Source organism: Pseudomonas sp. RL_15y_Pfl2_60 (genome assembly GCF_963970595.1).
Classification (GTDB): domain Bacteria; phylum Pseudomonadota; class Gammaproteobacteria; order Pseudomonadales; family Pseudomonadaceae; genus Aquipseudomonas.
Window position 1 is genome coordinate 535,968 of the sequence record NZ_CAXAOE010000004.1, and the last position, 24,379, is coordinate 560,346.

The window sequence follows — 24,379 nt, forward strand, 5'->3', positions numbered from 1 at the left end:
AATAAAAATTTAATTATTTTTTATTAAATAAGTAAAACATAGCTGAAACAGATGAAAACAGCAAAATTGCGGATAAAAAATACACGGTCATACTTGGAGAAACTGATGATTTCGAAACAGGAGCGACCATAGCTATTGATGACGCCGCAATTACACTCAGAGCCCCAAAGAGCATTGGTCGCCAAGGGCTAATTTTCAGTTCAACCTCAATATTGGTAGCATACTCACCCGTGGGGAAGTCCTCTAATTCAGGCTTAAACGTGACAAATGATGCTTGCCTATGAACTTCTAATGATTTTACAAAAATCGGAACTTCAAAATCATCAAACTGAGCGGAGCACTCTAGCGGATTAACACAATTAGTCTGGATATATCCATTTGGTTCAGAGATATTAATCGTCGACCTCGTACCAGTCGGATTAGAAATAGCCATCTCCATAATGTATCTCCCTCCCTGATTCAAGCAATACCGGGAAGAAAGCCCAAGAGTTTTCAACGCAACTGGGTCAGACCATGCAGTACGAATTTTTTTAATATGAAAAAACAAGATATTCGGAAAATAGTCTTTAACTGCCATAACTCTAGAGTTCCAGTTAGCTACTTCTGGAGAAACCTTGCAGGTCAATCTAGATAAAAATTTATTCGGAGGCTGAGAGTCGATCTCACCCGAAACGATGGTCAAATCACAGAATCGCCCAAGCTCCATGTATACATGGAAAACATCAGTCTCAGCGCTTTCAGAAGCTGAAACTACAGTTGCATACCTGATAGATATGTTTTCACAAATAGCTGGAGCAGAATTTAGAGGATTACCTCGGGTAAAAAAAATCGCAAGTGTCTTTCCTCCTAATGAAGACGCCTCATTTAACAGAACATCGGAGACATATTTCTTTTTATACCTAAAATGGATCAAATGCCCTACTGGCATAGCAAGCACACGATATATATCGGCTTTATACAAATCTCGACTATCAGAACTAAAAGCGCAAATGACTTCCATCACACAACCTCTTCAAACGTTCGAACCCAGCGATGCTTAGTGACCTCGTAGATTTGTAACATTGCCCTTTCTATACCATCTGTTTTGCTTTTATTCTGCCATCTTTTATGGGGTTTAACTACCCCAGATAAAGTCCAGCCAGCCCCTCTTAATGACGCACCAGACTCAGATGCAAGCGTATAGGTAATGACCCGGACTCCACCCATCGACCTCCAAATGCTACAGCTTTTACTCAGAAGAAAACTGCAGACCCCTTTAGGGGCTCCCTCTTTAACACAAAGCCTTGTTAACTCTATAGTTAGCCCATCCATATATGTCGCAGAAACAGGGCTGCTTGCGATTACTACACCTACAATTACTGAATTATCATCAACCGCAGCCAAAGCCCACTTCCCATTATTCCTGGCAGTTGGTCTATGATGTCGATGATGCTCTTTAATAAACTCGTTTGCCTCTTTTATTGTAAGAGGCTTAATTGAAACCACTTTAGCCAAAACCCAACCCTAGCGCTAAAAATTTAAATTATCCTATGAGAACAAGTCAACTTCACGATCACTCTCCATAGGTTCAAGATGAGATATATATAGCCTCGGTCTTTTGGACAGTGATTTACTTTTGTCATCAGACCGATCAACTGTTCCATACAAGCGACATCTAAGAAACAAAAGAGGCTTATAACGCACTATACTGCCATGATCAGGATAGGCAGTAAGAATATGATCTAGATATTTAAACCCCATTGAATTCGATGTTTTATTTTCCCTTGTAACTTCACCTTCAAGAATTACATTTTGACCGTGCTTTAACTCAGGAAATAATATTTCACCTTCATCATCTGGATCTACTGAACAAAATATATATTTATCTGGAACCCCTACTTCCACCTCATCAACAACATTATCGACGATACTCGCAACTTTTAGAACACGCCCATCTTCGATTAGTGACGCCAACTTTTCAAGAGCACCAAAATCACTTTCAACATATATATCTAGTATATATTTTGGAACGTATAGATACTCACCCTTAGAGTTTTTAATTCCTACTAAAGCATTGTCATCTGAAAACTTAACATTCTCAAATGTCTTCAAACTGACACTACCCATATGCTTGCCGATTCGAACAAAATATTTTATTACCTCTAATGCCTTTCTAAAGAGGTCCGCCATCCCAATATTTTCAAAATCTTTTTCGGCCATTTTTTGTGCAGCTTGCGCTGCGTAGGTTGTTGTAATAAGTCCGATACCTGCCTGCAACCAACCAAATACAGTTTCAGGTATTAAAGCCTCCCATGACCCTTCTCTAACCTTAACTGGTATTTCGAAATCTAAGGATTTTAGATTAGGAGACAGCTTGTGCAAAAAGTGTCTAACAGCAAAATCGATGCCTAAAAGAGCATCTGCTTGCTTCTTAGCATCCATCACACCATCTTTAACAAGGTGCCCATCATATTTTATATAACCCAGATACCCTTCAAGGTTCATGAGAACGCTCCAGAAAACCATATTGGCTTTTTGCCAGTACTGAGACATTACCGCCGAAGGCCATGAAGATAAAGGTGTCTAGTGACTACAAATGTAAAAAACTCAGGAATACACTGGCCGTATCCTACTGAAAAGCATACAACACGCCTATTTATGGTTAGTCTCTGAAGTCAACCAAGCGACGACTCAGGCGACTCATATTTCAGTAACTTGAATGCCTGAGTGAAGCTCAGAAAGCCTAAACTATCAGGCAATCGACTGACCAATACAGCGATCAAACACTCGGGCCAACGCAGTGTAATCACATACCACAGCATCAATATTGGCCTGCATCCACTCCCCTTCCTGGACAACCCACCAATCGATCTCGTAACCGGCGTTAATGATTATGTGCTCGAAGAGGATTCGCTGGGCCCTGCCGTTACCCTCGCGGAAGGGATGAATGACATTCAGGTCGCCAAATAGCTCTGCTACAGCCAGAACCAGCTCGGCACGACCAAGCGGCTCAAACCAGTCAGCGCTAGCCAAGCTACGGAAGTATTTTTGAGACTCAGCTTCGATTCGGGCTAGGTTGCAGAAATGCGTATCGCCTTTTGAAATATCGACCGTGCGCAACTCTCCCGACCATTCATAGACATCTGTGAACAGCTTGCGGTGGATGCGCTGCAGGTATTGAAGGTCGTAGGGAGGGAGGTCGAACTCGATTTCGCTAGCAGCGATTTCAGACAGAACGCGTTCTGCTTCGTTTAAGTCATCATCATTTGTGATGTTGAGAAGGTTGCGAAGAACGTTCGTACCGGGATAGCAATAGGGATCTTGTCCTGTGCCGTACTTATCAAGCATTAAGCTGGCTTGTTACAGTAGGCTCTTAGGACGGATTCACGGGTTGGAAGCTTACGCACAGCGTCTGCCCGAGTTACCTGGAAGCCTTCCAAGCGGAGACTGGCAACATAGTTAGACTGACGAGCCTTGGCGTAGTAAGCCTTTTTGGCTTTAAGGGATGCAGCTGGCATAGGTAACCCCTTTCGTTGCGTACTGAATTATTATAGCGAAAACCTGCAAAATTATCGCCATAAAATGAATATCACAGCCACTTGCAGAGTGATGACTACATCGCAGGTATTTTTCTGCAAAGCTGTGCAGCCACCAGTTTTGCACCCGCTTCAAAGGCCCGTTTTATGGGGTGAACAGGGCTGACAAGGCGCTACTCAAGCGATTCATAATGCTGGGGTCCGGGGTTCAAGTCCCTGCGTAGCCACCAAACAAAACAAGGGTTTACCGAAAGGTAAGCCCTTTTTTGTGTGCGCGTTAGAGCGCTCTTGGTACGCGCTCGTCTTAGCGCCCATGTGCCGCAGCGCTTAGCTGGGCGGTGTCGACTCGTACAAATATTGAGTCGCCAATTGCGGTGAGCACATCGCCTGCGTAAACCTCGCAGATAACCCGGCTCTTGCGCCCTACTTCGCCTTCAACTTTAGCGCGCAGTATGAGCGGTACACCCATTGGGGTTGGCTTGATAAACTTTATACCTAGGTTGCCGGTAACACAGTCAATGCGCGGCAGGCTGCCAACTTCTCTACCCTCTGCACGGAAGTGGTAGGCCATGGCTGTCCAGTTGGAGTGGCAATCCACCAACATTGCGATCAACCCGCCATATACCAGTTCAGGCCAGCCGGTGTATTTGTCATCAGGCAGGTATTGCGCCACAACGTGCACATTATCTTCGTGCCAGTGGCTTTTGATGTGCAAGCCATGCGGATTGCTACTGCCGCATCCGTAACAGATGCCTTCTGGGGCGGCTGCGTCTTGGAGTGAAGCGCTTTGCATGATGGAACTCCTCATGGGTGGCTCTGTGCTATGTGTTGCTGTATGCAGGTGCTCTATAAAGCCCATGGCCGACGAAAATAATACAGCGACGCAATAATTTCAGCTTACGCCACGACAGAACAGCCGCATAATCAGCAACCAAATTTAGCAATGATTGCCGTGCTGGGCCTTTAGCTCAGTGCGCTTAATCTATGGAGCCATGCAGTGAGCAACAACCTAGGCAACCTGCGCGCCGAGCGCGACATCGAGCATTATCCAGTGAGGAACAGCGCTACCTATGCTGGGCTTTGGAAGCAGATAGCACTGGGGATTGTGGTCGGGTATACCGCGCTGAGCGTGCTCGGGTTTATTGCGGCGATGCTGTGGCTGAAGCTCGCCACGAGCGGCCTGCAATTACAGATCCCGAACTAGTCAATAGCCCTGGCTTCGGCCGAGGCCGTGTTGTTGGCTTTCATCTGAGTAGCCAACAGCAAGCCACTGAAGATCAGGCCGCCACCAATCCAATGGTATGAGAGCAAGCCTTCGCCAAGCAGCAGCCATCCCAAGATCGCCGTGAACACTGGCATTAGATAGCTTGTCAGTGCTGCTTTTGCCGCACCGACGACACGTATGCCATGGTTCCAGGCAAGGTAGGCCAGCAGGGATGCAAACAACGCCGTGTAGACGATAGCTCCCAAGGTCGTCGCATTGACATTGGCTTGGGCGCCCTGGGCCAGTTCGAACAAGTAAAACGGCAGTATCATCGGCACACCGAGCAGCATTAACACACCCAGCAGTGCCAACGGAGGGATAGGTTGCAAGAACCTGGACCAGCGCCGTAGCAGTAACGAATACAATGCCCAATCCGTCACGGCCAGCAACATTATCAGGTCGCCACGATTGAACGACATTGCCGTCAAGGTGGCCCAACTGCCTTGGGTGATTAAAATCACCAGGCCAATCGCCGCGATAAACATGCCGAGCCAAGCACGCCGCGTCGGCCACTCACCAAGCAGTAATCCACCACCGATAAATGTAACCAATGGCAAACAGGTGCTGACCAAGGTGATATTGATCGCTACGGTGCTTTGCGCTGCGCTATAGAGAAGTGAGTTGTAGGCGCTGATACCGCTGGCGGATAGCACCAGCAATCGCCAGCCCGCACGTTTCAAGTCTGCGACATGTCGGCGCAAGGGTACAATCACGAACGGCAGGAGCAGCACACAGGCAAGGCTCCAACGCCAGAACGCCAAGGCAAATGGCGAAATGTCATCGTGAACAGCTCGAGCGACCAGCGCATTACCCGACCAACACAAGATAGCGAGCAATAGGCCGAGCATGGCCCATGTACGAGAGTTTTTCATAAGGGTTAGTTTTGATCGATCGGGCGCAGCCGGTATTGCGAAGGCAACTGATCAATCCCCTCGACCGTTACATTCAGGTCTTTCCAGCGTCCGTCCTTGATACCGTAAATACAGCCGTGTACCGACAACGACTGGCCGCGATGCCAAGCGTTCTGAACGATAGTTGTATGGCTGACGCTTGCGACTTGCTGCATGACATTGAGCTCACACAGGCGGTCAACCCGCTCTTCTTCGCTGGGCAGTTTTTCGAGGTCTTTGTAGTGCTCGTAATACAGGTCACGAATAGTACGCAACCAACCATCGATCAAGCCGTACTGCCGATGTTGCATGGCCGCTCGTACCCCGCCGCAACCGTAATGGCCGGTGACGAGGATATGCTTAACCTTCAGCACGTCGACAGCGTACTGGATCACAGAGAGGCAATTCATGTCGGTGTGAAGCACCACATTGGCAACGTTGCGGTGAACAAACAAGTCACCAGGCAACATACCGACAATCTCGTTGGCAGGCACGCGCGCATCTGAACAACCAATCCACAGGTATTCTGGAGTTTGCTGACGCGCCAGCTTGGCAAAAAACTCTGGATCGCGCTGAGTGATTGCTTGAGCCCACCGTTCGTTGTTGTCGAAGAGGTGCTGTAAATCACTCATTCCATCTACTCCAAAATTTCATGATGCGCCTCAAACGACACAGTGAGCCTTTGACAAGCCAACAACCGCAACAGTCACAGTTGTGCGTAACGCCGCCACCAGCGGTCTAGTTGTGCTGGCTGTTGAATCGCCTCGGCATACCAATGCTGATGCCAGTGGCTCGCAAGTTCAGCTAGTTTGGGCCAATCAACCTGCTGTTGATCCAATGCGCTAAGCAGCAATGGCTCGAGTTGGTCACGGCTGGCTCGCAGTTTAACCCTGAAATCACTGTCTGTGAGACATCGGCGGTGCACCGCCTCAAATCTCCACCACAAACTGTGCTCAATCGGCTCAAGTGGGTCGCTTAACAATGCTGCGCCGGATGCAGGGGAAAAACTCAGTGGCTGAAACAGGCTCAGGCACGGTGCCGAGGTTGCTGTTGCCGCAACAGATGCGCCTTGATCGTGCAAGCTTGCCAGTAAACTTGAGGTCGTTTGCGAAGGTCGCCATACCTTACCCGCATGCATACACACCTGACGATTATTATGCCAAGGGAAGTTGTCTCCCAAGTCACCGTGATTACGTAACGCTGCAGCCAACTGCACAAATCCAAAAGATTCCGCGCAAGTATTAAGGATCCTCTGGTTGGCTTCACAGCGCCGTTGAGCACCAGCGATCCAAGGCAGTAACCGGGTGTCGAAGATTCTTGCAAAGTGAAATTCGCCTTTTCCATCCCAACAGTCGAGTTTACGCGCCTGCTCATGCAAGCGAGGGCTATGCAAGTCAAACTCAGAACCCAACGTTAGCGCATTGGAAATAGCCCACTGCTCTACACGTTTAGCGACCCATAAATGCCCTGCTGTTTCGAGTACCCATGCCTCATTCGGATCAGCGATCAGAAAGCTGTTGTCATAGCGATATGATTTATTGCGATACCCCGCCGCACCGCCCTGTCCGTGGATATGAATATGCTCGACAATAACCTCTAGCGCTTCGCGAGCAGTCGCCCCTCGCTCCAAGCCGAGGCGAACCAGATCCATGCCCAACAAACAATTGGTGTTTTTCTGGGTAAGTTTGGTAAACACGGCCTGATTGCCGATGGCTACACCGCGATCATTAACCCCCATCTCGCCGCCCCACATCCAGCTGGGCTGGCTCAACAGCAAGCCGTGGCGCTCTGCTGTTTGCGCAATGCTTTGATAGGTGGCCATCAGCGTTGCACTTCGGTCACCGCGCACTTCAGGGATACGAATCAAGCGCTGTGGTTCTGCAGCTTCTCTATCGCTATTTTTTGCAAACCATGTCCGCCCTCGATGGCGTACTACTAAAGAATCGCACATCACTACACCTGTTTCTCACGTCATGGCTGAGCATGGGAAAATTATTATTAAAGAGAACAGCTTAGTAGCTCTTTGCCGGTGTGCATGACTAATTGCAGCGCTGTAGCCAAATAACCGTTTCAGCGCCCGTGACAACTTTGACTTAGAAGCTGCCGGGCATATAAACAGGGTGAAAGGCTAACCGCTGGAGGGCAGGGCAATGTTTTGAGGGCTGTGCGCAGGTTTCAGACAAGACTAAACCTGCGTAAAGGAAGGGTGCGTAACAGGCTCAATCTATCAAGGTGCAGGCCATAACCAATGCATCTTCGCGGCCACCCACTGCCGGGTAGTAATCGCGGCGGCGGCCGATCTCATTAAAGCCATAGCGCTCATAAAGTCGGTATGCCACTTGGTTGCTAGAGCGAACTTCCAGAAAACACTCGCCCGCCTTTAGCTCCATCGCACGCTGCATCAGGAATTCAAGCAGGCGCAGACCGTAACCTCGCCCCTGATTTTCAGACTTAACCGTGATATTGAGCAGATGAGCCTCATCAATAATGACATTGATGACGCCGTGCCCCACCTGCTGTGTTCCCTCAAACATGACCCAGCTGTCGTACGACTTGAGGCTGTCGATAAAGATGCCGCGAGTCCAGGGGTGACTATATGCGGCGTACTCAATTTTTAGCACAGCCTCAATATCCGCCTCAGTCATAGGGCGAAACGATAATGCATCACTCATTCAGGCTGGCTCATCCAACGTTGTCTTACACGGCGCATTGCCTGCCACAAATCCGCTTTGCGTGCAGGTTCATCCATTAGCAGCTCTAATCCGGGAACTGCCCAGGCTGGGCCAATACCTTCAATCTGCAACTCCCGACAGTAGTCGCCGGAATCAGATTCACCGGCAAATCGAATTGCTGGTAAACCGACGAGCCACAAACAACTACAGGGCTCTTGCTCTTCCAAACGAGCCGCAACGAAACTTTGAACAAATTCGAGCGCTGCTGTCGGCCCTTGGTCCATGTTGCCACGTGACAGTATTGGCCAGCGTACGGGCTGACCTATGATCTGTGGGCTGTCGGGTAAACCAGCAGCTCGGAGCAAATCTTTGAGCAGCAAGTAGGCCGGGTCACGACCTTGCAAAGGTTCGCCTGTGGGTAACTCAACCAATACCGCACAGTGCCCCGCGCGTAACAGTTGCAATGCAAAGCGCGGAGGCGGCTCTACGGCGACTTTGGGCGCTGGAACTGCTGCTGGTGTCTGCGGCTCACTGCTGAGCACAGACCGAGTGTTGTGCTCCTGCGACTTAGGCCGAGGCACTTCTAGGCGAGGATGTACTGCCGCAGGCATATCGGCAACTGATGGCGATTCTGGCTGCGGAATTACCTGTGGCGGAGCGTCGATAACAGGCTCTTCCAAAGGCTCCAATAGTTCTGGCCGCGAAGGTGCAGCGAAGGGTAAGTCAACGCGCGGCAGCCAATTGGCGATCTGCATAGCACTCAAATAAGCCCTGCGGCGTAATTCTGGAATCAAACGTTTGCTACCTGTGGGTGTACATATTGGCCTGTCTGCAGGTCAACGCTTAGCTATGACCCAGCGGATACAATACCAGCAACAGCCCCTTTACTAATAACAATACGTCTGGCGAATAAGGCTTTCTCTTTTAACTCAGTGCGTTGGGTTGGCTGCACAGAGCAATCGTACCCAAATTGCAATGAACGACTGCGCCGGGCATCGGGCAGTCCTGAATGCGCGGCCCTAACTGCAACGCCAAAGGGATGGCAGCGCAAAGACGGGGTCGAACCTAACCCCCGATCGTTGCCGCACTTTTGACTCGCCAGGACTCGTGCCTGAGCGTTAGCGCCGAAGAGCACAACGTCAAAAACACTGACAAACTGCACCTTAGTTGATGGGTGTCGCGGTGAGATTTGCCCGGATATCCGCATTTTGCAATTTAACACCAAAGAAAGAGGTAACACTGCCCCCAGTGGGGTGTACGTTCTGGAATCGCTCTATATTTATTTCTTTGAAGTGTGCCCTCGCGTTCACCGCGAATCCAAGTGGATCCGGAGTAATTGGCGTACAACCGGTGCTGTTCTTTATACAGACACTGGAGGGCGCAACATCCAGGCCAAGATCGACATTAAAACCATAGGTGTTTTGATCTGGATTGGCGGGATCACCATCCGATGTATAAAAATTATCAATAACCCACTGGGCTCCCGTCCCATTTTTATTATTAACCCGACCATTCTCCAGAATAAACTGGTTACGCTTGGGGTTATTGGACACTGCCCCCTCTGGGCTACCCGAGTTATCCCTAACAAAAATACTTTTCAGTTTTGCGCTCAACCCCTCATTACCCCGGTCATCCCAGCGACCACCGCTTGCTGTACAGGCTCCGGCACTCGCACCAGAACCACCGACACAGAATGCGCCTGCGCCACCTGAACTCAAGGTGAGTGATGAACCCTGCTCGTAACGTTTGAGAACAATTCTGCCGATACTTCTTCCGGTGTCTTTGTCACCCAAACGCAAATCAGAAACATCAAGTTTTGACCAATAGGTGCCCTTTCTAAACTCAACTCCTTGATTACTGACATCCACGGAGCCATCGCGATAATGCATCTCGTACTCGGCCCCACTGAGCCATAACCCTTGGCTACTTTCGTCAACATTTAGCGCCGCGTTCGCCTCAGTGGTGTAAAAGTCCGCATTAAACCCGAAGCCATCGCCAACATAACCACCTGGCTTGATCGTTAGTTGGCCATTGAGGGTGAAATCGTATGCTGGAAAAATCGAAAGCAATACCAATAACTCAGTACCCCCTTGGAGCGGAGCATCAGCTTGTCCAACGCGTATCCCATCAAGACTATAACGACCAACCACGTTGTTAAGTCCGATTCGGATACCGTCGAAATACCCGTCGTACCCGCCACTCGAAGGGTCTAGATTATCAAGACCAGCGTAGCAACCCGCACTGAGGCCAGTTGCGCAATTTTTAGTCAGGTCAATTGTTATCTGACCTGTACCAAAACTGCGCAAGCCGCTAAACCACAGACTGTTATTGTTATCAGTCAGCAATAACGAGCTATCAATCAGGCTCCAACCAATATCTGCCGTGATCCCTTCGTTCCCGGAGTGGCTATCGCCCCCTGGGCGGAACTTGAGATAGTTTTGGTACACGCCTTGATTTTGAAAATTCAGTTCAAAACCGACACTTCCGATGCGTTGACTAACGGGGTTTCCAATAATCAATCCCTCAAGCCCTGCAGCGAGCTTGAGATCCTGAAAGGCTAATTTGACGTAATTACCCTGCGAGTCTTGTTCAAGGTCTAGAGTCAGGCCTGACTGACTGGTAACCACACCCGAATAGTTTTCAGCTCGCAAGACACCGGAGTCGGTGTATTGAAATAGGCTGTTGGCAACAGTTATATCAGGTGTCAGACGCAGCCCTTCTCCGCTTTCCCCTCCCCCCGAGACACTGATGCTTCCTCCAAGCCGTAGATCCATCTGTAACTGACCGAAACTTCGTGCGTATTGTGGATCGCGTGTATCTGGCGTACTTGGGGTTGCTGCAGTTCCATCGACAGCATCAGAATACGCAAGGTCAAGGCCAATCCCCCCAACCGAAGCGACAAAACGAGAGTCACCAAGATCAAGTTTTACCTGCTCGCCATTACCACCGCTGACAATATCCACATAGGCATTATTCAAAAAGGTGTCGAATGAGACCCCTTTAACAATCAGATCAAAACCATTATCGCGGTAGTAGAACGTGGTATCAGTGAGCGAAAGCTTGCTGTCATCAATGGAGAACCCACTGACACCGCTGGCCCCTCCACCTCGTAACTTCAACTTGGCGCCTAGTGTTGAGAACATACGAAGACTACCAAAGCTATTCGGATTACCGGCAAGTTCAACCTTATTAACAGACAGTTCACTAGGACGGCCTTGATGTTCGATTTGAAGCTGACCGTCTACAACGTCTATCGCTGTATTAGATACACTTCCGCTTGATATCGGCCGGGCACTGACGTTTTTAAGACTCAGTGTTTGTCCATCTTGCGTATGATCAATGCTACTGGCAGACCAACCTGGCCCGGTTACCTGCAAGCTAATACCGTCTTGCCCTGAAATCTCAGACAGATCGTTATCATCAAGCACTTGCATCGCCTGCAGTACTGAGCTGAACAAACCAATGAGGCATAGCGAATAACGGTACATGGCTCATGTCCTTAGTTACTAGGAAAAACTAAAATATTACCCTGCACACGCGTGGAACCATCAATTGTGATAGAGAAAATATTAGTTTGCTGATAACTGGGATCACCACCTTGTGCTGCGCTCAGTGCTTTATTTCTCCACCCACCCTGATTAGCTACACCAAATGTGAAATTTGCATTTTTAAATACAATTTCATTTGGCAAACCAAACTCCAACACATCCTGATTGAAACTCGCCCCGTCGCCTCCAAAACCGCTATTGATCTTGCGCGTACGTAAAGTCAATCCTTCGAAGCTGAAAATCCCTTTAATATTATCCAGTACATACCAGCCACCCGACTCTTCAGCACGAACAGCTACACGTAAACCGCAGTCGCTGGCAGATGTAGCGTTTACAGCCGCACAGCTGCGTTGATTCGCAGACCATGTACCAGGGTTGTTGCTCGCCGGAGTGTCCCATAGAACACCCCCCTCTTTATTAATGCTTAACTCACCAGATAAATACACTCCACCCTGACCATTGAACTGGCTCAAGGTAGCATCATCAAGCGCCTGCATTTCTGCATAAACGGTCGAAGTAAATATCATGGGAACAATGCAAAGCACTTTATAAATCACGGCTCGTCGCCTTTAGATAATTGACACTCAGCCCATTAATAGAATTGCGACCATAGTCATAGCCACCTAACACTGTACTGTTGTTGCCTGAACGTAAATTACCAATTACAACATTTGTTTCTGGGGCATTGGTATAAAAATCATTTGCGATTGCATTTCGCTCTGCTGCAGAACGTGTAGAACCATCTGCATTTCGACTAACAGGGTTGGGGAGCTCAAATACAAATTGGCCATCGCTGGTCACATCGAACAATAACGGCTGGCTCTTACCGTAACCCAAAGCAATATTGAAATAGGTATCACTTAGGCTTAATGTGCGATCCGCTTGCTCTTGCTCACTCGCGCAATTTAAAGAGCCGGGAATGCAAGACATTAAATCGATGCGTTTTGCGAAAATATTTATACGCGCCTCACCAACCAACTGATCCCGAGCCTCATCTCCCCAAAGCCGTAAATAACTGCCGTCCATGATCAATTCGACAATATCTATATTGAGGATGTCGGTACGGCCTGCTGCAACCTGAAAATCAAAGCGAATACCTGCATCGAGACGCTCTCCCAAACGGCTTGAACAATTGGCGCCAGCGGAGGCAAAACCCGCAATACAAGGCTGCCCCATCACCCCCGTCAAACGTTCGGGAAACTTCAACTCTAGAATTGCAACTTCATCTGGAGTGGTTTGCACCCAAACGCCATCATCTCTGAGGGTTACGAGGTCCTCGCCGTTACCAAACTGCAGTTTGAACGGATTGTTAAGCCGCCCGAGATTAACCGGTTGTAGATTGCTCCCTTTATTACTGCCGGTTGAAGCCAAATAGAACTCATGAACCGATATAGGGATATTTTCACCCGCGGCATTGGTAATATCATTAATAAATATGCTCGACTCAGAAGCATCAAGCAGAATCCCTTCTAGGGAAAAAGCAATACCTTGACCATTAACCCCGGAAAGTTGTTGGTCGTCCATTTCTAGCATTTTTGCATGCACCGGAAGCACAACCAGAGCGCCACATAACAGGCTAAATAACCCTTTCATACTCAGCACCCCACAGTCGCTGAGCCCAGGCAGGTATCTTGTCTTGCGATACCGTTAAAGGCTTGTTCAAAATCAAGTTTAATCGGTGCGACTATGTTGCCGTTCTCATCTCGGTAATTAGGTATATTTAGAAATGCACCGGCAAGTACGTTACGAAATGCATTGCTGTCCTTGTCACGCCACGCTACATCTTGAGTCTGCAAGGATAGGAAGAAGCCACGAGCAGCGCCTTCTATTGCTGCAGTATTTGGGTTGTCAACTACATTCAAATTACCAACAGGTAACGATTGGAAGTTACTAAGTGGAAAGCAGGTCGGCAGCGAAAGAACCTCGCACCCATTGGATGAAAACAAGCTCAGCAATGCATCGGTGAAACCCGTTAAATTACAATCACTGCAAGTCAAACGCTGACCATTCTCAAGCCCTGAATAAGTGGCACGTGTTAAATCAGAACTCCCATCTTGAGTGACCAACCCAGCATCTGCCTGAAGTCTTGTACTTCTGGTAACACCTGCAAGAGTCAGGAGAACGTCCTCAAAGGTACTCGCTGCATCAAATATAGGTGAAGCTGTACCTTCGATCTTGATCGGAATATTGCCAGTCAAACTCTTGATATCGCCAGAAAGATGGCCCTTGGCTTCATCAAAGCCGACTCTGACGCCTACAACCTTATTGCCATCGTATGCCAACTCTAGATAAGGGTCCGTTATTAGGAATGGGTTAACGGTGTCATCCGCATTAACTGTCCCCAAGGCAAAGTTATTGATCAAGATATCGGCGCTATCGATTGGTTCACCCGCGCGGGCGTATTTACCTAACTCGAGCTGTTTGATATTTAACTGAGTTTCAACCTTCAAGCCTAGATTCAGGCGAGTGTAATCAATACCTGAGTTTTGATCAGTCGTTAGGTTAATAAAGGCTTGTCCAGATACGTCCGACAACTCGTTATCAGCCATCTCGACCATTTTTGCACTGACACCTGTACTGGCAATCCCAGTGCAAAGTGATATCAAAATGCTCTTTAAAAATCGAGTAACCGAATACATAACGCCTCCAGGATGCTTACTTCTGACGAAAGCAAATGCCTTCTGCCTGTCATAAATAATAAGAACCACTGGTGCAAAACGCCCCCAACCAATAGTCGAGGGTTAAAAAACGAATAGCTTACTTACGAACTGAATTAATGCGAACTGTTACTCATCGTCACATCCGTAGAACGCTGCCCGTACTGTTCAAATAGCGCTAGAACATGGGCCGTAATCGCTTGAGCTAACGAGTTAACGCTTAATTGCGAACAATGTGCCAGACAATTGAGTTTGATCCGGTGCAGGTGAAGCGATGGCATTCGTGCCTCGTACTCGCGCAGATCCCCTTTAACCAGTACTGGCAGGAATATTTCACCTAAAGTTTTATAACGTTGGATAAGTACTCTAAGACCATCATGAAATGGCAATTCTTTGGATGCCACCAATCGATTTCCACTGGGTATTTTTAGATACAGCCCAGAATGGCCCATGGTTTCACCCGGGATGATGTATATCCCTGTGGGCTCGACAGCTGCGGCGGGGATGTCCTGAAAGGTATCATGCCATGCCTGCTCGTCCGGCAGAATGGTAATACTGCCATGGTCGCTTTGCGGGACCACGAAACTGTAGTTGCTATACAGCTTTTCTATGTAGGGTGAGTAAACGCACAGGCGGTTCTCGAAGCGTTGCAAGAAGGCAATCGCTTCGCGTCGATTGGTGATTGCATGCAGGTCCCACTCAAGGTGGTTCTGCTGCTCCAATCCAGCCCAGCAATCATCGATTAAAACAGCCGTAGTGGCAGACATGACGGCACCAAAAGCCTAGGAGTGTTTTCACCTTCATCGCAAATTCAATGCCAGCGCAATCGGGCATACAAATGCGACACAGCCCACATCTTCTAGCCATTCTGCCTGTTGCGACAGTCGCATACTGCCGCAATCTGTCACCTCAGTGATTTGCTGAGTCACCTTTGATAGTACGTACGCCATGAAGCGACACAGTGAAACGACCTCTGATCGGTTGTAACTCAAGCGTTTTTCCAGCGATGCAGTACAATTGGCGTTTTCTCAATCGAGTGATTGGCCTATCAATGATTGACCCCAAGCGCGTATTGCGTGCCCTCGCTGAACACTGGACGTTACTAGAGCCGCTTTGCGAGCACTTTGACTCCGGGACCTTGAGCCTGATCGATCTGCGCAGCCAGCTTGCGGCACAGCTGCCAGATAGCACGCCGATCGATATCACTACCCTACTCGATCAGTGGATTCGCCTGGACATATTGGTGCCGGTAGCCAAAAGCCCAAACCGCTTTGAGTTGAATGCGCAGATCCATGACTTTCTTGCTTACCTGCGCCGTGAGCATCGCCTGGGCCTATGCTTGGAAATCGAGGCGTACTTGCGCCACCTTGAGCGCTTGGCGGGTTATATAAAGGATGCATTTGAAGTCCGTGACGCGCATGACCTTGCGCGCCAGCTGCGTTTGCTCGATATGCGCGTACGCGATGTACTGAAAAAACTCCTGAACGATGAACAAGCGTTGGTCGCCGTCGCTGACCGGGCCAAAACCAGCGACCGGCAGATCCCCCTGCGTCAGCGTTACGCTGAAGTACTGGCGACCTGGGACGAATACGTTGAACCCATGATCCAACTGGTCGCAGCCGACGGAGCCTTCGAGCAAGGTGTCTACCGCGTTGAGCATGTGCTGCTGCGCTTGTTGAGCGAGCAACAGCGTCTTGGTCAGTTGGTTGACGATGACCTGCTGCTACGAACCCACGCACGTATTCTCGAGATGCAGACCACCGCACAGCTGACATTGCGCCGTGCGCGCGAGCTATTGCTGCCGCTGCGTGAGGAAGCGCGCAGGCATAACGCCGTCACACGCGGCGCGGCCCTGGCGCTTTCCGCTATCCGGCGTAAAGGGCTTGATGCAGTACCGCAGGCATCAATGCCCTTGTTCAGCCGTCCGCAAAGCACCTTCCTTGGAAGTGCCTCTCAAGTCGAGGCTTATGTCTACGCTCTAGCTCGCTTCGAACCCAAGCCCGCCCATTTCCCCAAAGCCAGCAGCAGCCGTAAAGGCCAAGCACCTCGCGCACCGCGTACCGCTCGGGAAATGCTTGAGCGATGCGAGCAAGCCTTGCCGCTGCCTGATCTAATGGTTTGGCTACTTGAGCAAGAACCCAATGGAGCAACCGATGAGTTGCTGTACTGGTTCTCACGATTATCGCGTGACTCGCGCTTTCAGCGAGACCGCCTTGAGCGGCGCGAATACCTTACCGCCGAGCATCAGGTTAGCCTGAGCTCATTCGCCCTGATTAAAAGTCATCCGGCGTCCAGCAAAGCCGAGAAGAGCAGCGTATGAATATCGACCTTTCCGAACTGAGCCAGTTGGCCCCCATATTCCGTGAGCTGTTCAAGGGTTACCACGTCAGCCGCCGTGACCCGGAGCTGTATACGCAGCTATCGAACCAGCAAGATCAATACCGAACCCTGTTCAAGGCCCTGGGTTTTGAGTTGACCTGCGACCCGCGTGGCTTCTATTACTTTGTACCGGAGCAAATCGGCGCTCAGGTCAACAAAACCGCCCAGCGTCTCGCCCTGTTCACTTTTATTCTGGTTGAACATCTTGCCGACCAAGGCCGTGATCCGTTGGCGGTGCTTGACGGCGGCAGCCTGGGCCGCGATGAGCTACCCGCATTGCTGGAAAAATACCGCGACCTGTTTGTCCAAGCTGAGGTGACCACGCAAGACGAGCTCGAAGAAAAAGTCATGCGTCGTCTTTGCCAACTGGGTTTTGCCAGCGAAGACAACGGTATCTATCGTTTTCTCGCGCCCATGCACCGTTTCCTTGATGTGTGCCTCTCGGTCCAGCAAGACCGCGATCTCGCGGCAAGCCTGCACAGCAATCTGCCGTTGCCGACGCCGGTCTTGGTCGATGATGACGAGGAAGAAATCATTCGCCTCGACGAACCAGCAGCAAATGTCGAGGAGCTATCCGAAGAGCAGGCCATGTCTGAAGCCATCGCCGCAGAACGCGCAAACCAGGAGGTTGATGCATGAGCCAGGAACGCTACGGCATTCGTCGTTTTGCCTTGTTGAACACTGCCGGCTACAGCCTGGGTATTTTCCCATTGGAAAATCCGTTGTCGGTCTATGGCGCCAACAACTTGGGTAAAAGCGCATCGATTAACGCGCTGCAATTCCCGATCCTGGCGCGCATGTCGGACATGAGCTTTGGCAAATACAGCTTGGAACAATCGCGCAAATTCTACTTTGCCACCGATACCAGCTACATCTTGGTCGAGGTTTCATTACCGCACGGCACCCATGTAATCGGCGTTGCTGGGCGCGGTCCAGGTGGCGGCTTTGGCCATCAGTTCTTTGCCTACGCCGGCGAGCTGGATCTTGACCACTACCAGAAAAACGGCACCTGCTTGCGGCAACGCGAACTGTTCAACAACCTCGAACGCGAAGGTATCAAGGCCTATGAACTCAAGCCTGATGAACTGCGGCGCTTGCTGGTTGGCGGACATACCTCGATTCCGCTGGACCTGACGATTATCCCACTGCGTTCGACCAGTGAGCAGAGCTTGAAAACCTTCCGCGCACTGTTCATCAACCTCCTGCACATGCGTGAAATCACTGCAGCCAAGCTCAAGCAACTGTTTCTTGATGCTTTCGAGCACAGTTTACGCTCAGGCAGCGTTGATTATATTGCCGCGACAGAAGAGGCGTTCCGCGATGTGCGCCGCATGGAGCAAGATTACCAGGCGCTGGTGACTGCCGGACCACTGATCGAGACTCTGTCTGCGGGTGTCGCACAGCGCGAACTATTGCGCGGCAAGTTGCATCGCCTATCGCCTTTGCTCGATAGCTTGCTTGGCACCTGGCAGGATTACGCAGGAGCGCGCCGTGAAGAGTTGGTCATTCAGGCCGAGCATTATCGCAACGAGCAAGATGGCTTGCAGAATGAGCAGCGCAGCGGCACCCAGGAGTTAATGCGCCTTGAGCGTGAGATCAGCGAAATTCAACGCTGGCTTGGTGAGCTTGATGTGCTGACTAACCGCTTTGCCTTGGTCGATAACGTGCAGCAACTGGAGCAACAACTCCTGGCTGCCAAGGACGCCCATGACGAACTCGCCGGCGCGCTGGCGCAATCGCGACAGTTTTCCAGTGAAGATCTTGATGAACGCCTGCGCGACCTTGATAAACGCCTCAAATCGGTCAAGCAACAGCTTGAGCACGCTGACAACAACAGCTACTCCCGTTTGCGCGAGGAGTTCTCGCAGCAGGATGTCGATCGCTTGATGCGCCTGTTCAATGGCCAGCTCTTTAGCTTGCCGTTGGGTGAAAAAGGCATTCAGGTAGAGGACGGCGAGGCGTGGGTCAAATCGCTTGAAGCAATCCTTGATGGCTTCAAGGGCGAGCAGTTTGAAGTACCAGGATTGTCCATCAATCTTTCCCACATCGAGCCTCCGGCTCTGCAAGCGCTGGCTGACCGAGCGGCGCTACGCGACCAAAAAGACCGCCTCGACCGCGAATACAAACAGCTGAAAACCCAGCAAGCCGTCGCCGCAGACCGCGCTGCGAGCAAGTCACAAGCCGAGCAACTGTATAAAAACGTTCTCGACGCACAGAAAGCACTCGAAGACTTCCGGCGCAGCGAGACCTTGGCCGCCGAAAAACCAAGCAAGCTGGAACAGCTTGCGGTCCATGAAGCCGCCCAAGATGAGTTGAAACGTTCCAGTGATGCCTTCACTGAACGCGTGCAGCAACTCTCGGCCAAGCTGCAGTTGGTAGGCCGTCAGCTAGCCGACCTTGAAGCCAAGGAGCGCACGCTCGAAGATGCACTGCGCCGCCGCCAGCTATTGCCGTCCGACCTTCCCTTCGGCACGCCGTTCACCGACCCAGTGGATGACTCGCTGGATAACTTGCTGCCGCTGCTGAATGACTATCAAGATGCCTGGCAGGGCTTGCAGCGTATCGATGGCCAAGTCGAGGCCTTGTACGCACAGGTGCGCTTGAAGGGCGTTGCCAAGTTCGACAGCGAAGATGATGTCGAGCGGCGCCTGCACTTGCTGGTCAATGCCTATGCGCACCGCCAGGATGAAGCGCTTACCCTGGCCAAGGCACGCCGCGCGGCTGTGACCGACATTGCGCGTACCCTGCGCAACATCCGCAGTGACTACGACAATTTAGAACACCAACTGGCACTGTTTAACCGCGAGATCAACAAGCGTCAGGTCTCAAACCTCGAAAGCTTCCGTATCGTTCTGGCACCGAACAAGGAAGCGCTCAAGCATATTGACCAAATCATCCACAGTGCAGGTCAATATGAGGAAGGCGAAACCCTATCCGTGTTCGACCTGTCGCAATCAGCCGATCAAGACGCCAAAAACGAAGAGGCCAAAGAGTACCTGGCGCGCCTGGTTGCAGCCAATCACAATCAATTGGGCTTGAAAGAGCTGTTCGAGTTGTCGTTCGAAATCACCAAGATCCATGGCCAGCCAGTGATACATACCGATATCGACGGTGCTGCGTCCAACGGTACGACCATGACCATCAAGGCGCTGACCAACATGTACTTGTTGCTGCACTTGATGGATCGTGAGCAAGCTGGTCGGGTACGCTTGCCTTACTACCTTGATGAGGCGGCCGACATCGACGAACGCAACCAACAAGCCTTGATCGAAACCAGCCTACAGTTGGGTTTTGTGCCAATTCTAGCCTCTGTTAAGCCACAGGTTTCAGCACATGTCGCGATTGACCTCGAAGGCGGTAGTGGCCCAAATGGAATCTATATTGATGAAGCGGACTGGAAGTTCATCAAGCCACGCGAAAACGCTGCACAGGCGGCAAAACCAGTACCTGCCGAGGAAGCCCTAAGCTAAAGCGCCAAGGCTCTGTGTAAACAACAAGGGCCGCATATGCGGCCCTTGTTGGTTTAGCGACTACTTCTTGGGTAGCTGGATTTTGGGCGCCCAGCGCAGCCAATCATCCTCGGGGTCATCAAACAGCGCAAAAGTCTGTCCAGGGGTTGCCTGTTTACCCATATCAGCGTTGTCTGGAGTTGCGAACGATACGCCGCCCGCCAATACCGTCTCGAGCGATTCAGTTCGTAGTTTCACACCTTTAAACAAGCCTGCATCAACGCCTATACCCGATGTGTTCCAGAACCGGCTTCCGGTGTGGACCAACGCTTTGTAGCGAGGCTCAATCAAAATGTGGATCAGAACACGATCAGCCGTTGCGCCCAGTTCATAACTGACAACTTTTCCAACCACGATTTCCCTGTAGGTAACCGGCACCCCAGTTTTCAAGGAACCGCGACGGGCCGCACTCAATACCAGGCGCAAGCCCGCTTCGCTTTCAGCTAGGTTCGGCGGATCGGTCAAGGCAATGAATTGAGTGCGCTTGGCCTCTTGGGTATGACCAGGCAAAACCTCAACGTACTGGCCACGCACCAAGGTATCGAGATTGTCCACCTGAGTTAGACCCAGCTCTGGTTTGACAACCCAGAACTGACTGCCAGCCCGGGCAACCCTTGCATCGCCTTGAGTAATACGTGCATTGAGCTGCACTGCCTGTAAGTCTTTGGTCAGTTCAAGACTTTCAATAGTGCCTACATCCATGCCTTTGTAGCGAATCGGTGCGCCAGGTTTGAGCCCGTCAGCACGATCCACCCGAATGCTTATCGTCGTACCCGCCTTAACCGCATCATCACGATCAGTGTGCAGGTTAAACATCTGTATTCGCTTATTGGAACGTGGGCCATTGAGATCTGCAGTTTCAAACGCAATGCCGCCGGCGATAAGCGTTTGCAATGACTCGCTCTTAACCACGATACCTGACAACCCGCCCTTGAGCGTTATGCCGCTTGCATTCCAGAAATAGCTGGTGCGATTGACCAGATGCGCGTATTCGGGCTCGATATGAACCCCAAGCAGCACCTCTTTATTATTACGTGCCAACTGATAGCTCTGAACCGTACCCACCTTAATCTGGTGATACAAAATAGGGCTGCCCACCTCCAGTGAACCGAGGTTCGCAGTGCGCATAACCAGGTGCAGCCCGGGAGCGCCCAAATCAAGAGGGGGCGCTTTACTGCGAGCCTCAAACTCGCGCGCAGGCTCTGCCCCCTTTTCACCTGGACGAATCGCAATGTAGTTACCTTTAACCAACGCCTCAATGCCTGTAATCCCAGCCAGCGAGATCGAGGGTTTTACCACCCAAAACTGGGTACCCTCAACCAGATAGTGCTCGGTCAAGGGGTCAAGGGTCAGCTCTGCCATTGCCCCCTGAAGATCCTCATTAATCTTGAGTTTCTTCAACATACCAACCTGAATACCCTTGTACATAACCGGTGTGCGGTTTTCTTCAAGGCCTTCGAAATCAGGTAACTTCACGACAACCTTGAGACCTGCTTGCGCAGAGTCGAAGCTGTCATACAAGCGAAATGGCTGGGACGGATCTGTTGCCGGGCTGTCCTTGCGCGTCTCAGGCGTACCAAAGGCAATTCCCCCGGCGACAATGCTGGCGAGCGATTCGGTGTGCACCTTGAAGCCCGATAGCCCGGCATCGATGGTAATGCCACTGGCGTTCCAGAAACGTGTATGTTTGCGCACGAGGTTGGCATATTCAGGCTCAATGAATATGTGGATACGAATCGTCTGGCGATCATCATCCAGCACATAGTCCTTGACCCGGCCAACCTTTAGTTGACGGTAGAAAACGGGGCTGTCCTTATCTATCGAACCCAACCGATCGGCCTTAAGCGTGAGATGCAGCCCAGGCGTATCATTGGATAACGGCGGGGCTTCATCCAGCGCTTTAAACTTCAGGGCAGGCTCGCCCTTGCCCGGACTCACGGCAATGTAATTACCTGAAACCAGGGTTTCAAGGCCTGTAACACCGGCCAAAGACACGCTGGGCTTGACTAACCAGAAGCGTGTTCCTGTGAGCAAATGCTCCTTGGCTTCTTTACTCATCTCGATGGTGGCTACAACATCATCAGTCTTGCCTTCGGTGTCGAGGTTCACCGCTTTAACCTTACCGACCGAAATCCCTTTATAGATAACTTCAGTCTTGCCTGCCTCAATACCTCCGCCGCTGGCAAATCTGACCTCGATCATGATTCCCGCTTGGTCGTATGCCTTCCAGGCCAACCAGCCACCAATCAACAACGCGATGATGGGCAATACCCAGATAGCCGACCAATTGGAGGCCGGTTTTTTTTTAGCCAGAGGCAGATCATTCATCGTTGTCATCCGTATCCGTATTATCCCAAATCAAGCGTGGATCAAAGGTTAAAGCTGCAAGCATGGTCAGGATAACCACACTGGCAAATGCAACAGCACCCCAGCCCGGCTCAATGGTCGCTAATGCGCCAAACTTGACCACAGTAACTAAAATTGCGATTACAAAAATGTCGAGCATCGACCAGCGGCCAATCCACTCAATAAAACGGTACATCCACATGCGTTGGCGGGCCGACATAGGCTGGCGGCGCTGTACAGAGTAAAGCAGCAAACCAATACCCACCAACTTGAATGTAGGCACCAAAATACTGGCAATAAACACCACTGCCGCAATGGGGTACATGCCATAGTTAACCAACTCGATCACACCCGACATGATGGTATCGGCCTGTCCTTTCCCCAAGGAGCTAACCTGCATGATCGGCAACATATTTGCCGGGATGTACAGGATTGCCGAGGTAATGAGCAGAGCCCAGGTCTGTAATAGACTATTTGGACGACGTGCATGCACCCTTCCCCCGCAGCGGGGGCAGAACTGTTTATCTACGTCGGTCTCAATCGGACTTAACTGATGACATTCATCACAGACCAGCAACCCAGCATCAATGGCCCTCACTGGCGGACTCCTCACCTGATAACCCTTGCCATATCTGATGCGGCGACATGGTGACTTCAAGCCAGACCTGAAGTAGCAATAGGCCAACAAAGCACATCAAGCCTATGCCAAAACTTAGGTCGGCGACGTCAACCAATTTAACTACAGCTACCAAGATACCCATAAGGTACACCTCAAGCATGCCCCACTCGCGCATGTGGTGGTACATGCGGTAAAGCAATAGGCCATAGCTGCGACCAAAATCGAAACGAATGCTGAGCAAGACAAACAATTGAATCAATAATTTGAGCAGTGGAATCACCATACTGCTCAAGAACACAACAACTGCAACCGGCTGCATGCCACTGTTGTACAAGCCAAGTACCCCAGACCACACAGTGTCTTGGGTTTGTTGCCCCAGCAGATTGAGTTCGATAATAGGAAGAAAGTTAGCAGGGATATACAGCAGCAAAGCAGCCAGAACCAATGCCAAGCTACGCCGTATGACTTGGTGCCTATGGCTATAGAGCTCATAGCCGCAACGTGGGCACTCAATTCGCTCACCGTCTTCAATTGATTGATTTCGCATCAACAGATCGCACTCATGACAAGCTATAAGCTGATCAATGGGATATTCTTTGAGCGATGTTGCGTCAATCGGCTCCGGCATAAATTTCCCTTCACAAAGTTTGCCTAGTGTAAACGAGCAGTCACCACTCGGATGCTAAACAATTGCTGGCTACCAACCCGGATTCTTTCAAAAGGTGTTAGCAGGCTAAAGCGTACTCTATCCCGTCACCCCTTACAGCTGATAGCACCTGACTGGGTTGGCCTGTTGCGCTGCTCTGTCGGCGTATAATTTTTTTCTGCGCAAAGAGAAACCCCAGATCATTTTCATGATCTGGGGTTTCGGTATAGGCGCTTGACGATGACCTACTCTCACATGGGGAAACCCCACACTACCATCGGCGATGCATCGTTTCACTACTGAGTTCGGGATGGGATCAGGTGGTTCCAATGCT

Annotated in this window: 23 protein-coding genes and 1 rRNA gene; 4 read left to right on the forward strand and 20 right to left on the reverse strand. The window is 50.5% G+C overall.

Annotated features, from left to right (window positions below; genetic code table 11):
* Positions 1–13: 13 nt before the first annotated feature.
* The 6 genes from AACY26_RS14215 to AACY26_RS14235 form a co-directional block, all read right to left on the reverse strand.
* Positions 14–1,003, reverse strand: coding sequence for a hypothetical protein (locus AACY26_RS14215; protein ID WP_339515089.1), 990 nt, complete (start codon positions 1,001–1,003; stop codon positions 14–16).
* On the reverse strand, positions 1,000–1,485 hold the full coding sequence (locus AACY26_RS21385) for an XF1762 family protein (RefSeq protein WP_445261308.1): 486 nt from the start codon (positions 1,483–1,485) through the stop codon (positions 1,000–1,002). The genes AACY26_RS14215 and AACY26_RS21385 overlap by 4 nt, the downstream gene beginning before the upstream one ends.
* A gap of 42 nt (positions 1,486–1,527) precedes the next feature.
* Positions 1,528–2,484 (reverse strand): hypothetical protein, encoded by a 957-nt coding sequence (locus AACY26_RS14220; RefSeq protein ID WP_339515091.1) that lies wholly within the window; start codon positions 2,482–2,484, stop codon positions 1,528–1,530.
* Positions 2,485–2,730: 246 nt separating this feature from the next.
* Complete coding sequence (locus AACY26_RS14225) at positions 2,731–3,327, reverse strand: putative adenosine monophosphate-protein transferase Fic (protein ID WP_339515093.1); 597 nt, start codon at positions 3,325–3,327, stop codon at positions 2,731–2,733.
* Complete coding sequence (locus AACY26_RS14230) at positions 3,327–3,497, reverse strand: YhfG family protein (RefSeq protein ID WP_339515095.1); 171 nt, start codon at positions 3,495–3,497, stop codon at positions 3,327–3,329. Before AACY26_RS14230 ends, AACY26_RS14225 begins: the two co-directional genes overlap by 1 nt.
* 322 nt (positions 3,498–3,819) lie before the next feature.
* Complete coding sequence (locus AACY26_RS14235; protein ID WP_339515097.1) at positions 3,820–4,308, reverse strand: PaaI family thioesterase; 489 nt, start codon at positions 4,306–4,308, stop codon at positions 3,820–3,822.
* A 204-nt stretch (positions 4,309–4,512) separates the two neighbouring features.
* Here AACY26_RS14235 and AACY26_RS14240 point away from each other — a divergent pair, with 204 nt between their 5' ends.
* Complete coding sequence (locus AACY26_RS14240; protein WP_339515099.1) at positions 4,513–4,719, forward strand: hypothetical protein; 207 nt, start codon at positions 4,513–4,515, stop codon at positions 4,717–4,719.
* Here the strand turns inward: AACY26_RS14240 and AACY26_RS14245 are convergent.
* The 10 genes from AACY26_RS14245 to AACY26_RS14290 all read right to left on the reverse strand — a co-directional run bounded on the left by AACY26_RS14245 (position 4,716) and on the right by AACY26_RS14290 (position 15,313).
* Positions 4,716–5,651 carry a DMT family transporter gene (locus AACY26_RS14245; protein ID WP_339515100.1) on the reverse strand — a complete coding sequence of 312 codons (936 nt, stop codon included), beginning with the start codon at positions 5,649–5,651 and terminating at the stop codon, positions 4,716–4,718. The two genes, AACY26_RS14240 and AACY26_RS14245, sit on opposite strands and share 4 nt — an antisense overlap.
* Positions 5,652–5,656: 5 nt before the next feature.
* Positions 5,657–6,301, reverse strand: coding sequence for a carbonate dehydratase (gene can / locus AACY26_RS14250; protein WP_339515102.1), 645 nt, complete (start codon positions 6,299–6,301; stop codon positions 5,657–5,659).
* A 74-nt stretch (positions 6,302–6,375) separates the two neighbouring features.
* A complete protein-coding gene (locus AACY26_RS14255; RefSeq protein ID WP_339515104.1) occupies positions 6,376–7,620 on the reverse strand; it encodes a C69 family dipeptidase in 1,245 nt (414 codons plus the stop codon).
* 268 nt (positions 7,621–7,888) lie between these two features.
* Positions 7,889–8,341 carry a ribosomal protein S18-alanine N-acetyltransferase gene (rimI, locus tag AACY26_RS14260; RefSeq protein ID WP_339515106.1) on the reverse strand — a complete coding sequence of 151 codons (453 nt, stop codon included), beginning with the start codon at positions 8,339–8,341 and terminating at the stop codon, positions 7,889–7,891.
* Positions 8,338–9,135, reverse strand: coding sequence for an energy transducer TonB (locus tag AACY26_RS14265; RefSeq protein ID WP_339515108.1), 798 nt, complete (start codon positions 9,133–9,135; stop codon positions 8,338–8,340). The genes rimI and AACY26_RS14265 overlap by 4 nt, the downstream gene beginning before the upstream one ends.
* A gap of 369 nt (positions 9,136–9,504) precedes the next feature.
* Positions 9,505–11,829 (reverse strand): DUF6160 family protein, encoded by a 2,325-nt coding sequence (locus AACY26_RS14270; protein ID WP_339515110.1) that lies wholly within the window; start codon positions 11,827–11,829, stop codon positions 9,505–9,507.
* Positions 11,830–11,840: 11 nt separating this feature from the next.
* Entirely contained in the window at positions 11,841–12,446 is a 606-nt protein-coding gene (locus tag AACY26_RS14275) for a hypothetical protein (protein WP_339515112.1), read from the reverse strand.
* Positions 12,436–13,482 carry a hypothetical protein gene (locus AACY26_RS14280; RefSeq protein ID WP_339515114.1) on the reverse strand — a complete coding sequence of 349 codons (1,047 nt, stop codon included), beginning with the start codon at positions 13,480–13,482 and terminating at the stop codon, positions 12,436–12,438. The genes AACY26_RS14275 and AACY26_RS14280 overlap by 11 nt, the downstream gene beginning before the upstream one ends.
* Before the next feature lie 2 nt (positions 13,483–13,484).
* Positions 13,485–14,528 carry a DUF6160 family protein gene (locus tag AACY26_RS14285; RefSeq protein ID WP_339515116.1) on the reverse strand — a complete coding sequence of 348 codons (1,044 nt, stop codon included), beginning with the start codon at positions 14,526–14,528 and terminating at the stop codon, positions 13,485–13,487.
* 134 nt (positions 14,529–14,662) lie between these two features.
* Positions 14,663–15,313 carry a hypothetical protein gene (locus tag AACY26_RS14290; protein ID WP_339515118.1) on the reverse strand — a complete coding sequence of 217 codons (651 nt, stop codon included), beginning with the start codon at positions 15,311–15,313 and terminating at the stop codon, positions 14,663–14,665.
* A 284-nt stretch (positions 15,314–15,597) separates the two neighbouring features.
* Between AACY26_RS14290 and mksB the strand changes: the two genes are divergently transcribed.
* Genes mksB through mksF form a run of 3 tightly spaced genes read left to right on the forward strand, consistent with a single transcriptional unit; the run spans position 15,598 to position 20,395 of the window.
* The gene (mksB, locus tag AACY26_RS14295; RefSeq protein ID WP_339515154.1) at positions 15,598–16,866 is read left to right on the forward strand and encodes an Mks condensin complex protein MksB; all 1,269 of its coding nucleotides are present in this window, start codon (positions 15,598–15,600) and stop codon (positions 16,864–16,866) included.
* Positions 16,863–17,564, forward strand: a complete 702-nt coding sequence (gene mksE, locus AACY26_RS14300; RefSeq protein ID WP_339515120.1) for an Mks condensin complex protein MksE — start codon at positions 16,863–16,865, stop codon at positions 17,562–17,564. The genes mksB and mksE overlap by 4 nt, the downstream gene beginning before the upstream one ends.
* On the forward strand, positions 17,561–20,395 hold the full coding sequence (gene mksF, locus AACY26_RS14305) for an Mks condensin complex protein MksF (protein WP_339515122.1): 2,835 nt from the start codon (positions 17,561–17,563) through the stop codon (positions 20,393–20,395). The genes mksE and mksF overlap by 4 nt, the downstream gene beginning before the upstream one ends.
* A gap of 60 nt (positions 20,396–20,455) precedes the next feature.
* Here mksF and AACY26_RS14310 read toward each other — a convergent pair whose 3' ends face one another.
* The 4 genes from AACY26_RS14310 to rrf form a co-directional block, all read right to left on the reverse strand.
* Entirely contained in the window at positions 20,456–22,762 is a 2,307-nt protein-coding gene (locus tag AACY26_RS14310; RefSeq protein ID WP_339515124.1) for a PqiB family protein, read from the reverse strand.
* Complete coding sequence (locus AACY26_RS14315; RefSeq protein WP_339515126.1) at positions 22,755–23,378, reverse strand: paraquat-inducible protein A; 624 nt, start codon at positions 23,376–23,378, stop codon at positions 22,755–22,757. Before AACY26_RS14315 ends, AACY26_RS14310 begins: the two co-directional genes overlap by 8 nt.
* Positions 23,365–24,027, reverse strand: a complete 663-nt coding sequence (locus AACY26_RS14320) for a paraquat-inducible protein A (RefSeq protein WP_339515128.1) — start codon at positions 24,025–24,027, stop codon at positions 23,365–23,367. Before AACY26_RS14320 ends, AACY26_RS14315 begins: the two co-directional genes overlap by 14 nt.
* A gap of 250 nt (positions 24,028–24,277) precedes the next feature.
* A 5S ribosomal RNA gene (gene rrf, locus AACY26_RS14325) occupies positions 24,278–24,379 on the reverse strand; the annotation flags it as partial.

Excerpts from the sequence above, each read along its gene's own strand:
- AACY26_RS14225 (WP_339515093.1), bottom strand. The coding sequence starts at position 3,327 with ATGCTTGATAAGTACGGCACAGGACAAGATCCCTATTGCTATCCCGGT.
- AACY26_RS14320 (WP_339515128.1), bottom strand. The coding sequence starts at position 24,027 with ATGCCGGAGCCGATTGACGCAACATCGCTCAAAGAATATCCCATTGAT.
- mksF (WP_339515122.1), top strand. The coding sequence starts at position 17,561 with ATGAGCCAGGAACGCTACGGCATTCGTCGTTTTGCCTTGTTGAACACT.
- AACY26_RS14290 (WP_339515118.1), bottom strand. The coding sequence starts at position 15,313 with ATGTCTGCCACTACGGCTGTTTTAATCGATGATTGCTGGGCTGGATTG.
- AACY26_RS14285 (WP_339515116.1), bottom strand. The coding sequence starts at position 14,528 with ATGTATTCGGTTACTCGATTTTTAAAGAGCATTTTGATATCACTTTGC.
- can (WP_339515102.1), bottom strand. The coding sequence starts at position 6,301 with ATGAGTGATTTACAGCACCTCTTCGACAACAACGAACGGTGGGCTCAA.
- AACY26_RS14255 (WP_339515104.1), bottom strand. The coding sequence starts at position 7,620 with ATGTGCGATTCTTTAGTAGTACGCCATCGAGGGCGGACATGGTTTGCA.
- AACY26_RS14230 (WP_339515095.1), bottom strand. The coding sequence starts at position 3,497 with ATGCCAGCTGCATCCCTTAAAGCCAAAAAGGCTTACTACGCCAAGGCT.
- mksB (WP_339515154.1), top strand. The coding sequence starts at position 15,598 with ATGATTGACCCCAAGCGCGTATTGCGTGCCCTCGCTGAACACTGGACG.
- rimI (WP_339515106.1), bottom strand. The coding sequence starts at position 8,341 with ATGAGTGATGCATTATCGTTTCGCCCTATGACTGAGGCGGATATTGAG.
- AACY26_RS14220 (WP_339515091.1), bottom strand. The coding sequence starts at position 2,484 with ATGAACCTTGAAGGGTATCTGGGTTATATAAAATATGATGGGCACCTT.
- AACY26_RS14235 (WP_339515097.1), bottom strand. The coding sequence starts at position 4,308 with ATGCAAAGCGCTTCACTCCAAGACGCAGCCGCCCCAGAAGGCATCTGT.
- AACY26_RS14310 (WP_339515124.1), bottom strand. The coding sequence starts at position 22,762 with ATGAATGATCTGCCTCTGGCTAAAAAAAAACCGGCCTCCAATTGGTCG.
- AACY26_RS14280 (WP_339515114.1), bottom strand. The coding sequence starts at position 13,482 with ATGAAAGGGTTATTTAGCCTGTTATGTGGCGCTCTGGTTGTGCTTCCG.
- mksE (WP_339515120.1), top strand. The coding sequence starts at position 16,863 with ATGAATATCGACCTTTCCGAACTGAGCCAGTTGGCCCCCATATTCCGT.
- AACY26_RS14270 (WP_339515110.1), bottom strand. The coding sequence starts at position 11,829 with ATGTACCGTTATTCGCTATGCCTCATTGGTTTGTTCAGCTCAGTACTG.
- AACY26_RS14245 (WP_339515100.1), bottom strand. The coding sequence starts at position 5,651 with ATGAAAAACTCTCGTACATGGGCCATGCTCGGCCTATTGCTCGCTATC.